Raw genomic sequence first — 11834 nt, 5'->3', positions numbered from 1 at the left:
CCGGTTCTTCACACGGCGACCGGCTCTCCTCACAACTCCCGCCAGGAAGAGGGGAATCGGTGTCCGAATCAGCCACGGAGCGCCGCGGTCGAATTTGCGAACGGGCGATCTCTTGTTACGGTTCCAATAGCCCGGTTGCTGGTGCATCCCCCGTCGCCAGCAACCGGGTCTTTCTGTGCCCGGGCCCCTTTACGGAATGGCGCCGCGCGTCAACTGCCCGTGATTTCCCCGGAGTTGCTGCCGGCCCGCAGCAGCAGCGGTCCGCTGCCCCGCCGGGCGGCGAACTCCGCGACCGCCGAGTAGTCGCCCGGTGATCCCTGGGTCCGCTCCCTGGGCGTCTCACAGCTGTCCGGCTCGTCCCCGGCGCCGACCGCGCAGTGCATCTGCACCGTGCGCGCGCCGGGTTCCATGAGAGTGAGCACGGCGTCCAGGGCCGCTCCGGTCGCGTTGCGGTAGTAGGTCCGCGCCCATGTCTCCTCGCCCTGCGTGAGCACACAGGTCTGCGCCTCGATGCCCCCGGGCGAGCTCAGTGCGGGACCGCAGCGGGCGGCGGTGGCCAGACCCAGGCCGAGCAGCAGCGGGGAGCGGCCCGCGTCGGCGAGCGGCGCCTTGTGGTCGTCGGCCGCGGAAGGCCGTAGCGGAGACGGCCGTACGGGAGACGGCCGCGCGGGAGATCGCCGTACAGCAGAGGGCCGGACAGCAGAAGGCCGTACCGGAGACTGCCCTACGGCGGACGGCGGTGTGGACGAGCGCACGAGGTCGCGTACGACCGTGCGACCCCCGTCGCCCACCTGGCCCGCGGAGGCCACGGCCAGCGGCAGTGCGACGGCGCCGACCACGGCGCCGGACAGGGCGAGCAGACGAAGGTTCATGGAAGCGGACGATAACGACCGGGCGCGGGTACCCCCTTGCGTCCGCGCCCGACACCCTTACAACTCGGGTGCGCTCACACCCGTACGAGTGAGGGCCTCGACCACGGCGTCCACCACGGCCTCGACGTCGGGGACCCACGGGGAGGCGGAGCCGGGCAGCGGCGCGCGCTGCCAGGAGATCTCGCCGTGGCCGGTCTCGGAGGGGGGCAGGGCGAGGTAGCCGCCCTCGCCGTGGAAGCGGAGGGAGCCGGGGACGTGGTCCTGGGCGTACAGCAGTTCGCCCAACTGCTCCAGGGAGTACGGCTTCACGAGGATCGCCCAGCGGGTCGGCGAGGCGATCACCGGGCCCAGACGCATGCCCTGGGCGTCGAGCGCGGCCAGGGCGCGGGCGGCCGGGAGGGCCGGCAGGCTGACCGCGCAGGGCGCCTTGCCGCCAGTGGCCAGGATGATCGGCGCGGCCGGGCGGTTGGTCCACCACCAGCGGACCATGCGCTCGTCGGCGGTGGCCGCGAGCAGACCGGGATCGAAGGGGTGGGCGCCGGGGACCGTGCACTCCGGGTCCGGACAGCCGCAGCGGGCCCGGTTCTCCGGATCCGGCGCCACGCCCGGGAGTACGGGCCACTGCCATTCCTTCGCGAAGGTCAGGGCCGCGCTGAGCAATTCAGGCCTTCCGTCGCCGCGCTCGGACAGGAGCCTGCGTCGCCTTCCGAGGATCTCGCGCATGAGCGCTCGTTCCTTTCCGTTGCACCGCTGGCAACACCGTGGACCACATCACACCATGTGTCGATCACTTCACTGTGCGTACCTGTTGGCGCATCACACCCTTGTCCGAGACAAGGGGAACCCCATACTGCGTCGTCTATCAAAAGCCTGGGCGTGGCGGGGGGTGGCGAAGTATGGCGTTTTGCCGTCCCGCGTATTTCTCTCCGCCTCCGCCACGGGAGGATGGGGCTCGGTCGTCGGTGGCTAAGACGCCCGGGTCGGTCACCAGGTTCCGGGTGGCTGTCCACCACCCCTGGCCCTTACCGAGTACGTACCCATCACGACCGCTGTGACGCTCTGTGGAGCAAGGCCAGTCGACCTCAATACACCGTAACCCGAGGCAGTTTTAAGCCAACTTAACCCTTCGACTCCCTGTCCACCAGTTACTCACGGACACCAGGAATCCCGGCAGGACAATGCTGGACATCCCCTTACGAGTGCGTGTACATGTGGAGACACTGCTAGCGGCGCAGAATGACATGGGGGTTTGCGATGCTTTTGAGCAGTACGCACCGGTCGGAAAGCCGGATGCCATGAACGCCCCTCACCCTCCGAAAGTGGCTGGAATCGATTCAACGGTTCCCGCACCCGCACACACTGTCGCGCCCGCGCCCGCCGCCCCGGCCGTCCCTTCGGCCGCCTCGCCGAACGCCCTCGGCGCCCTGCTCCAGGACCGTCTCGCAGGCTGGGTCTCCGACCTGACCACCCTGCACGAACTCACCGAACGCCTCGTGCGCACGGACGCGCTGTCCGACGCGCTCCAGGAACTCCTGCACGCCGGAGCCGCCCTCGTCGGCGCCCGCCGCGGACTCGTCGTCCTGGAACCCGACGACGGCCTCGGCCCCGACACCACCATCGGCCTCGGCCTCGCCCGCGCCGACCTCGGGCACATCGAGACGGTGCCGCGCAGCGCGATGTCGTACGGCAGGATCCTCGACGGACTGCCGGGCGGCGACGGCGAGATCGCCCAGCCCGACCTGCTCGCCGAGGACGGCCTGGACCCGCGCCACCGCGAGGTCGCCGCCCGCCTCGGCTACGCGGCCTGCTACGCGCTCCCCCTGGCCACCGACGACGCCGGCCGTCTCGGCGCCGCCGTCTGGCTCTACGACGAACCCGCCGAACCCTCCGAGCGCCAGCGCCACCTCGTCGGCCTGTACGTCCGCTACGCCACCGAACAGCTGGCCCGGCTCCTGGAGGTCGAGCGCACGCGCGCGTGCATGGCGACGATGGCGGAGGAGCTGCTGCCGTCCCGGCTCCCCCGGGTCGCCGGAGTGCGGCTCGCCGCCCGGCACCGCACCGGCCCGCGCGGCGGCGGCGACTGGTACGACGCGCTGCCGCTGCCGGACGCGGCACTGGGTCTCGCGGTCGGTTCGGTGACCGGCTCCGGCGCGAGCGCGATCGCCGCGATGGGGCGCCTCAGAGCGTCGCTGAGGGCGTACGCCGTGATGGAGGGCGAGGACCCGGTCGCGGTCCTGTCCGACCTGGAGCTGCTGCTCCGGCTGACCGAGCCGGCCCGCTCGGCCACCGCCCTGTTCGCCTACTGCGAGCCCGCGCTGCGCAAGATCACACTGGCCGGTGCCGGGCACTGTCCGCCGCTGCTGATCGGCGAGCGGCGCACCGAGTTCGTGGAGACCTCGGTGTCCGCGCCGCTCGGGATGCTCGCCTGCTGGGAGGCGCCGAGCGTGGAGCTGAGCGCCGAGCCTGGAGAGACGGTTCTGCTCTACACCGACGGGCTGCTGCACCGCACCGGCGACCCCACCGACCGCGCCTTCGCGCGCCTGCACGCGGCGGCCGCCGGGGTGCCGAAGGCGCTGCGCCGGGACCCGGAGGCGGTCGCCGACCACGTGCTGCGGGCCGTGCTGCCGGACGGCCTGGACGCGGCGGACTCCGAGGAGGACGTCGTGTTGCTCGCCGCACACTTCGAGTAGCACGGTGTAACAGGTCCAAGGCCCCTGGGCCCCCTTCCGTACGACCGTACGATGGAGGGGGTCCAGTGCCGTTTCGTAGGAGGATGACCGTGGCCGAAGAACTCACCCCGGCGACCCCGGAAGATGAGTCCGAAGAGCCGATCAAGAAGCGGAAGAACGGCCTGTACCCGGGCGTCTCCGACGAGCTGGCCGAGAACATGAGGTCGGGCTGGGCGGACACCGAGCTGCACGACCTGGAGCCGATCGCGCAGGCCGCCGAGACCGCGGCCCGCCGTGCGGCGCTCTCCGCGCGCTTCCCCGGCGAGCGGCTGGTGATCCCCGCGGGCAACCTCAAGACCCGCTCCAACGACACGGAGTACGCCTTCCGGGCCTCCGTGGAGTACGCGTACCTCACCGGCAACCAGACCGAGGACGGCGTGCTCGTCCTGGAGCCCGTCTCCGGCGGCCACACCGCCACGCTGTACCTCCTGCCCCGCTCCGACCGCGAGAACGGCGAGTTCTGGCTCTCCGGCCAGGGCGAGCTGTGGGTCGGGCGCCGGCACTCGCTGACCGAGTCCGAGAAGCTGTACGGCATCCCCGTGTCCGATGTCCGCGAGCTGGCGGACGCCCTGCGCGAGGCGACCGGGCCGGTGCGGGTCGTGCGGGGCTACGACGCCGGGATCGAGGCCGCGCTGACCGACAAGGTCACCGCCGAGCGGGACGAGGAGCTGCGGGTCTTCCTGTCGGAGGCGCGGCTGGTCAAGGACGAGTTCGAGATCGGCGAGCTCCAGAAGGCGGTCGACTCGACGGTCCGCGGGTTCGAGGACGTGGTGAAGGTCCTCGACAAGGCCGAGGCCACCTCCGAGCGGTACATCGAGGGCACGTTCTTCCTGCGGGCGCGCGTCGAGGGCAACGACGTGGGGTACGGCACGATCGCCGCCGCGGGACCGCACGCGTGCACGCTGCACTGGGTGCGCAACGACGGGGCCGTGCGGTCGGGTGAGCTGCTGCTCCTGGACGCGGGTGTCGAGACCCACACGTACTACACGGCCGACGTGACGCGGACCCTGCCGATCAACGGCCGCTTCAGCGAGATCCAGAAGAAGATCTACGACGCGGTGTACGACGCCCAGGAGGCCGGGATCGCGGCCGTGCAGCCGGGCGCCAAGTACCGGGACTTCCATGACGCGGCCCAGCGGGTGCTGGCGGAGCGGCTGGTGGAGTGGGGGCTCGTCGAGGGGCCCGTGGAGCGGGTGCTGGAGCTGGGGCTTCAGCGGCGCTGGACGCTGCACGGCACCGGGCACATGCTGGGCATGGACGTCCACGACTGCGCTGCCGCGCGGGTGGAGTCGTATGTCGACGGGGTGCTCGAGGCGGGGATGGTGCTGACCGTCGAGCCCGGGCTGTACTTCCAGGCCGATGATCTGACGGTCCCTGAGGAGTACCGGGGGATCGGGGTGCGGATCGAGGACGACATTCTGGTGACGGACTCCGGCAACCGTAATTTGTCGTCCGGGCTGCCTCGGCAGTCCGACGCGGTCGAGGCGTGGATGGCGGGTCTGAAGGGTTGAGTTTCGGGCGCGGGTGCGTGGGGGCTGGTCGCGCAGTTCCCCGCGCCCCTGAGTAGGTGCAGTGGACCTGCATCTGGATGTCATCGCCGGTGAAGGGCGTCGCTTCGGGCTCGAACGGGCCCTGCGCGACGCCGTTCGCGGTGGACGTTTGGCTCCTGGAGCCCGGTTGCCCGCCACCCGGCGGCTCGCCGAGGAACTCGGTGTCTCTCGGGGGACCGTGAAGGCGGCCTACGACCAATTGGTCGCCGAGGGGTATCTGACCGCCCGGCAAGGGGCGGGAACCATGGTCGCAGCGCTGCCCGCCTCGGAGGACAGACCGCCTGAGAGCAAGGCACGCGCGCGTGCGCCGCTGTTCGATCTGCGGCCCGGCAGTCCGGACGTGGGGGCTTTCCCGGCCGCCGCCTGGCTGAAAGCCGTGCGGCGGGCCGTCGACCTCGCGCCCGTCTCCGCGTACGACTACGGCGACCCCCTGGGGCGGATCGAGCTGCGGACCGCTCTGTCGGAGTATCTGGGGCGCGCCCGCGGGATCGTCGCTCCCCCGGAACGGATCCTGGTCACCTCCGGGGCCGTGCAGGGGCTCTCGCTGCTCACGCGGGTCCTGGAGGGCGGGACCGTGGCCATGGAGGATCCCGGGCTGCCCTTCCACCGGGAGGTCGTACGGCACGCCGGGGGGCGGGTGGTGCCGGTGCCGGTCGATGAGCTGGGGGTCGAGGTCGACGGTCTCGGGGATCCCGCGGCCGTGGTCGTCACTCCCGCTCATCAGTATCCGACCGGCGTGACCCTGCACCCCGCGCGGCGCCGGGCGCTGACCGACTGGGCACGCGCGCGGGGGGCGCTGGTCGTCGAGGACGACTACGACGGGGAGTTCCGGTACGACCGGCAGCCCGTGGGGGCGCTCCAGGGAATGGCGCCGGGGCAGGTCGTGTACCTGGGGACCGCGTCCAAGACGCTCGGGCCCGCGCTCCGGCTCGGCTGGATGGTGCTGCCGCCGCACCTCGTCGGACCCGTCGCCGACGCCAAGCTGCACAGCGACCACAGCACCGAGACCCTCGGACAGCTGGCCCTCGCCGAGCTGATCCGCGGCCATGTGTACGACCGTCACGTGCGCGCGTGCCGGCTCAGGTACCGGCGGCGCAGGGACCGGCTCGTCGAGCGGCTCGGGGCGCGGTGGCGGGTGCGGGGGATCGCGGCCGGGCTGCACGCGCTGGTCGAGGTCGAGGACGAGTCGGCGGTGCTGGCCCGGGCGGCGGACGCCGGGCTCGCCCTGGGGTCGCTCCGGGAGCACTGGCATGCGGACCCGTCTCGCGAGGGGCTCGTCGTGGGGTACGGGACGCCCCGGGAGGGGGCCTATCCCGAGGCCCTCGAGGTGCTGGTCCGGGTGCTGGAATTGGGCCATTCCTGAGCACCCTCATTGGGTCTGTCGAGCGGTCCACCCCGCTTCTAGTGTCGTAGCCATGAGGCACTCACTCGTCCCGCCCGCAGGACCGCAACGCGTGCTGGCTCTGGCCCAGTTGAGCAACTCCGTCGGTGACGGCGCCTACTACGTGACGTCGGCGCTCTACTTCACGCACGTCGTCGGGCTCGCCCCCGCACGGGTGGGGCTCGGGCTGACCGTCGGCTGGGCGGTCGGGTCGGTGGTGGGCGTGCCGCTCGGGCGGCTCGCGGACCGGCGCGGGGCACGCGGTACGGCCGTGCTGCTGGCGCTGGCCACGGGGCTGGCGGTGGCGTCCTTCCTGGTGGTGCGGGACTTCGTGCCGTTCGTCCTGGCGGCCTGTGCCTACGCCTCCGCGCAGTCGGGGCTCGCCGCGGCCCGGCAGGCGCTGCTGGCGGGGCTGGTGTCCGCCGGGGAGCGGACCGGGCTGCTGGCCCACCTCCAGGCGACGCTGAACGCCGGTCTCGCCGTGGGCGCGGGGCTGGGCGGGCTCGCCCTGCACGCCGGGACGCGGGCCGCGTATCTCGGGGTGTTCGCGGTGGACGCGGTGAGCTTCGTGGGGTGCGCGCTGCTGTTGCTGCGGCTGCCGTCGGTGGCGCCCGGGGTGCCCTCGGGGAAGCGGCACGGCCCCAGTGTGCTGCGCGACCGGCCGTACGCCGTGATCACGCTGCTGAACACCGTCCTGCTGCTGCGGATGCCCCTGCTGAGCCTCGGGATCCCGCTCTGGATCGCCGAGCGGACCGCGGCTCCCGCCTGGGTGGTGTCCGCGCTGTTCGTGCTCAACACCGGGGCCGTGATGGCCTTCCAGGTGCGGATGGCCCGCGGGGTGAGCGGGCTCGGGTCGGCCACCCGCGCGGTGCGGCGGTCGGGGTGGGTCATGCTGGCCGCGTGCGCGGTGTTCGCGCTGTCGGCGGGGGCCTCGCCGTGGGTGGCCGTGGGTGCGCTGGTCGTCGGTGCGGTGCTTCAGGTGGCGGCCGAGATGGGGCAGTCGGCGGGGTCCTGGCAGCTCTCCTTCGACCTGGCTCCGGCCGAGCGGGTCGGCGAGTACCAGGGGTTCTTCGGGACCGGGGTGACCGTGGCGCGGACGCTCGGGCCGCTGGTCCTCACCACGCTGCTGGTGGAGTGGGGCACGCCCGGGTGGCTGCTGCTGGGAGCGGTGACGCTCGGGGCGTCGTACGCGATGGGGCCTGCGACCCGTCGGGCCGCCGGGCGGGCGGAGACGCCCGTCAGGCAGCCGGTGCTCGTGAACTGACCGCCGCCGGAAGGGCGTCCACGAACAGGGCCCCCGCGAGCAGCCCGGCGCTGCCGCGGGGGCTCCACGCGCGTGCGTGCAGATCGGCGTCGAGGGCCAGCAGGGCCTCGCGGCCCGCGTCGGTCGTGGTGCCGCCCGCCTCCAGGACGCCCCGGGCGCCCGCCTGGACGTGCCGCAGGCCCAAGGGGCCCGCCGTGTGCAGGAGTTCGGTGTCCTGGAGGGTGGACATCACGGTGAGCAGGGCGTCCAGACGGGCCTCGGTCTCGGCGGCGCCCGCCGTGCGGGAGGCGGTAAGCGCGTCCAACGCCCGCCGGACGTGCGGGAATCCGGCGCGGGCCTCCCCGCGGGCGCCGGCGGCACCGTACTTCGCGGAGACCGAGGAGCCTCGGGAGGCCCGGCGCGGGGCCCGCTTGTCGGGGTGCGCGGCGATCTTCTTGGCGGTCGTCGTCACGTCCGTCGACCGGGCCCCGGGGTCGAGGGCGGCCGCGGCGACCAGCAGACCTAGGGTCCACAGGGCGCCGCGGTGGCCGCCGCCGGCCAGGCCCACGGAGTGCTCGGTGCAGCGGCCGATCGCACCCAGTTCCGCGCGGAGCTGGGGCGTGGGTGCGCCGGTGCGGCGGGCGGCCGCGGCCATCGCCGCGAGGCCCGGCGCGAGCGCCCTGGCCGACCAGCGCAGGGAGCAGTGGTCCTTGCGGGTCCTGGGGGCACCGAGGTCACGGGGGTCGGGGAGGCCGGGTTTGGGGGCCAGGGCCAGCTGACCGGTCAGCGCGTCCACGGCGGCCAGCGCCAGCGCCTCGTCCTCACGGCTGCTCATGGCCGTACCTGTTCCCGTCATGGACGGGACGGTAGGAACGGCGTCCATCAGGGGCGTGAGGGGAGGCTGTGCGGGGGCTGAGAGTTCCGGCGGAACCGGAAGGGGTGGCGCGGGTGTGCATCGGTCGGGTGAATTGCGCGCGGGCGCCGCCGTTTCTCAAACGCCCCGGCCGGGTAAAATCTTCGCAAACAGATCTCGGGGGTGGAACCGCTTGGGCTTTCCTTGTCTCCCTACCAGCACGGCCCTGGGTGCGTCGTGGCCGCTCAGACCCCCTCATGGCCGTGCCGTCGAAGAAATGCACTGACATGCTCAACTCACCCAGAGGGGAACGCAGTTGGGTTGGCGTGTGGTTTTATATCTGCCCTGCGACACCCGCTCCGGGGTCGTTCACCCAGAGCGTGTTAGCGCGCGATGCGCTCCGGATGTCCGTAATATCCGCCTTACGTGGACCGACCAGCGGGCACACGGAAGATCGAGGTTCGTCCATGAACACGCCCACCACCACCGCGGCCGACGAGCCGGGGAAGCAGTCCACCGCCGGGGAGCGGATCCCCCTGGTGCGCCTCGCCGCCCGGGCGGACGGCCTCAGCTCCGGTGCCCTCACCCGTGTGGTCCCGCAGGGCAACCCCGACCGCGGGCCCGCCCAGGTCTCGGTCGCGGCGTTCCAGTCGGCCGTCTGACCCCTGTCCCCCCGGGCAGGAAACGCGCAGTGCGCTGATGGACCCCTCACCGCACCCCCTGAGCCAGTTCGTGCTGAAGATGCACAGCCGCTGCGATCTCGCCTGCGACCACTGCTACGTCTTCGAGCACGCCGACCAGAGCTGGCGAGGCCGGCCGACGGTGATCTCGGACGAGCTGCTGGACCTCACGGCCCGCCGCATCGCCGACCACGCCCGCACCCACCGGCTCGACACCGTGCACGTCGTCCTGCACGGCGGGGAACCCCTCCTCGCCGGCCGGACCAGGCTCCGCCGGGCCGCGCAGAGCTTATCCACCGCCCTGTCCGGCATCAGCGCCCTCGACCTGCGCATCCACACCAACGGCGTCACCCTCGACGAGAAATTCTGCGAGCTGTTCGCGGAGTACGACATCAAGGTCGGCATCTCGCTCGACGGCGACCGCGCCGCCAATGACCTGCACCGCCGCTACCGTGACGGCCGCAGCAGTCACACCCGGGTCCTGCACGCGATCGACCTGCTGCGCGGCCCCCGCTACCGGCACCTGTTCGCCGGCCTGCTCTGCACGGTCGACCTGCGCAACGACCCGGTCACCGTCTACGACGCCCTCGCCGAACTCGCCCCGCCCCGCATCGACTTCCTGCTCCCCCACGCCACCTGGGACGAGCCCCCGCCCCGCCCCGACACCGGCACCTCCGCCACGCCGTACGGCGACTGGCTGCTGCGGGTCCACGACCGCTGGAGCGCCGCCGGCCGGCCCATGGGGGTGCGGGTCCTGGACTCCGTGCTGCGCACCCTGCGCGGGGCGAGCAGCCTCACCGAGTCCCTAGGGCTGGCGCCGGTGGAACTCGCGGTCATCGAGACCGACGGCGCGCTCGAACAGGCCGACTCCCTGAAGACCGCGTACGACGGAGCGCCCGGCACCGGTCTGCACGTGGCCGTCAACTCCCTGGACGAGATGGCCCTGCACCCCGGTATCACCGCCCGGCAGCAGGGGCTGGACGGGCTGTGCGAGACCTGCCGGAACTGTCCCGTCGTCCGCTCGTGCGGGGGAGGGCTGTACGCACACCGCTACCGCTCCGAGGGCGGCAGCGGCACCTTCATGAACCCGTCCGTGTACTGCGCCGACCTGAAGCAGCTGATCACCGGGATCCGCGACCGGGAACCATCGAGGACGCCGATGCCCCACCTCCCCCTGGACGACACGCACCTGGCCGAGATCGCCGCCGGGTTCGGCGGCGCCGACGCGGTGGACCGGCTGGCCCGGCACGAACTCACCGTCAACCGCGAACTCCTCGCCGCCGTCTGGCACGAGAGCCCGCACGACGACACCGGTACGGCCGCCTGGGAGACCCTCGCGGTCCTCGACGCCGAGGCGCCCGAGTCGGTGGACGCGGTCCTCGCCCACCCCTATCTGCGCCCCTGGGCGCAGCGCGTGCTGCGCGGCGACGGCGAGGCCGGGCCGATCGCGATGCGCGGAGTGGCGGAACTGGCCGCCGCCGCGCTGCTGCGCTCCGGGCGGGCCGGCTCCGTGACCGTGCCGACCGGCTCCGGGGTGCTGCGGCTGCCGACCCTCGGCTCGCTGGTCGTGGCGGACGCGGCATCGGCATCGGCATCGGTGTCTGCGCAGGTCACCTCCGGCACGGACGAGGGCTTCATCGTCCGGATCGCCGGGCGTGAGCACACCGTGGGCCGCAAGTCCTCCGTGGATCCCGCGTGGTGGGGCCGGCACCGGTTCGAACTGCCGGGCTGGGCCGTCGCCCTGGAGGACACCGACCCCTGGCGGGACGCCCACGGCTACCCCGTGCGGGCCCGGCTGACCGCGGCGGCGGCCGAGAGGTGGCACCAGGACCTCGCCGCCGCGTGGGAGTGGATCCGACGTGAACTGCCCGCCTACGCACCCGGAATCGCCGCGGGCCTGAGCGTCGTCACCCCGCTGCGGGATGCCGCCGCCGGCGCGGACATCAGCTCCGCGGCCCGGGACGCCTTCGGCGCGGTCGGCATCGCCCGGCCCGGCGCCCCCCACACCCTGGCCTGTCTGCTGGTCCACGAGTTCCAGCACGTCAAGCTGGGCGCCGTACTCGATGTCGCGGACCTCTACGACCCCACCTGCGAGCGGCTGTTCTACGCCCCCTGGCGCCCCGATCCGCGTCCGCTGGAAGGGCTGTTGCAGGGGACGTACGCGCACATCGCCGTCGTCGACTACTGGCGCGCCCGGCTGCGGAGCACGCACGGTGCCGCGGCGCACGACGCAGAGATCCGGTTCGCCCGGTGGCGCGAGCAGACCGCGGAAGCCGTGGACACCCTGATCGGCTCCGGCGCCCTGACCGCACTGGGCGAGCGCTTCGTGACGGCCATGGGGGAGACCGTGGCGACCCGGCTGACGGAACCGGTGAGCGCCGACGCGCTGATCAGCGCGCGGCGCACGGCGGCGGACCACAAGGTCCGGACCACGGCCGGGGACTGATGCCGGGGATCGACACTCCGTCATATCCCCTTCCGACATATCCCCGTTCGCACAGTCGGGTCCGCCGTACCGTTTCGCTG

Annotated in this window: 9 protein-coding genes; 6 read left to right on the top strand and 3 right to left on the bottom strand. The window is 72.7% G+C overall.

The window, feature by feature from the left end; all coding sequences use genetic code 11:
* Positions 1-209: 209 nt before the first annotated feature.
* Complete coding sequence (locus ACFULQ_RS17625; protein ID WP_383544441.1) at positions 210-872, bottom strand: hypothetical protein; 663 nt, start codon at positions 870-872, stop codon at positions 210-212.
* A 57-nt stretch (positions 873-929) separates the two neighbouring features.
* The gene (locus tag ACFULQ_RS17620; RefSeq protein WP_383544439.1) at positions 930-1595 is read right to left on the bottom strand and encodes a bifunctional DNA primase/polymerase; all 666 of its coding nucleotides are present in this window, start codon (positions 1593-1595) and stop codon (positions 930-932) included.
* A gap of 455 nt (positions 1596-2050) precedes the next feature.
* Here ACFULQ_RS17620 and ACFULQ_RS17615 point away from each other — a divergent pair, with 455 nt between their 5' ends.
* From ACFULQ_RS17615 to ACFULQ_RS17600, 4 genes are all read left to right on the top strand, one after another.
* Positions 2051-3562, top strand: a complete 1512-nt coding sequence (locus ACFULQ_RS17615) for a PP2C family protein-serine/threonine phosphatase (protein ID WP_383544436.1) — start codon at positions 2051-2053, stop codon at positions 3560-3562.
* An 83-nt stretch (positions 3563-3645) separates the two neighbouring features.
* Complete coding sequence (locus ACFULQ_RS17610; protein ID WP_383544433.1) at positions 3646-5112, top strand: aminopeptidase P family protein; 1467 nt, start codon at positions 3646-3648, stop codon at positions 5110-5112.
* A gap of 61 nt (positions 5113-5173) precedes the next feature.
* Complete coding sequence (locus tag ACFULQ_RS17605) at positions 5174-6514, top strand: PLP-dependent aminotransferase family protein (protein WP_383544431.1); 1341 nt, start codon at positions 5174-5176, stop codon at positions 6512-6514.
* A gap of 52 nt (positions 6515-6566) precedes the next feature.
* Positions 6567-7796 (top strand): MFS transporter, encoded by a 1230-nt coding sequence (locus ACFULQ_RS17600; protein ID WP_383544429.1) that lies wholly within the window; start codon positions 6567-6569, stop codon positions 7794-7796.
* Here the strand turns inward: ACFULQ_RS17600 and ACFULQ_RS17595 are convergent.
* On the bottom strand, positions 7771-8610 hold the full coding sequence (locus tag ACFULQ_RS17595; protein WP_383544452.1) for a triphosphoribosyl-dephospho-CoA synthase: 840 nt from the start codon (positions 8608-8610) through the stop codon (positions 7771-7773). The genes ACFULQ_RS17600 and ACFULQ_RS17595 overlap by 26 nt on opposite strands.
* A gap of 485 nt (positions 8611-9095) precedes the next feature.
* Here ACFULQ_RS17595 and ACFULQ_RS17590 point away from each other — a divergent pair, with 485 nt between their 5' ends.
* Both ACFULQ_RS17590 and ACFULQ_RS17585 read left to right on the top strand, forming a co-directional pair.
* A complete protein-coding gene (locus ACFULQ_RS17590; RefSeq protein ID WP_383544426.1) occupies positions 9096-9290 on the top strand; it encodes an FXSXX-COOH protein in 195 nt (64 codons plus the stop codon).
* A 37-nt stretch (positions 9291-9327) separates the two neighbouring features.
* Positions 9328-11754, top strand: coding sequence for an FxsB family cyclophane-forming radical SAM/SPASM peptide maturase (locus ACFULQ_RS17585; protein WP_383544423.1), 2427 nt, complete (start codon positions 9328-9330; stop codon positions 11752-11754).
* The last annotated feature ends 80 nt before the right edge of the window (positions 11755-11834 follow it).

This window comes from Streptomyces sp. NPDC057253, assembly GCF_042669125.1.
Taxonomy (GTDB): Bacteria; Actinomycetota; Actinomycetes; order Streptomycetales; family Streptomycetaceae; genus Streptomyces.
The sequence above is the reverse complement of the archived record's forward strand: the minus strand, read 5'-3'. Positions and strand labels throughout refer to the sequence as shown.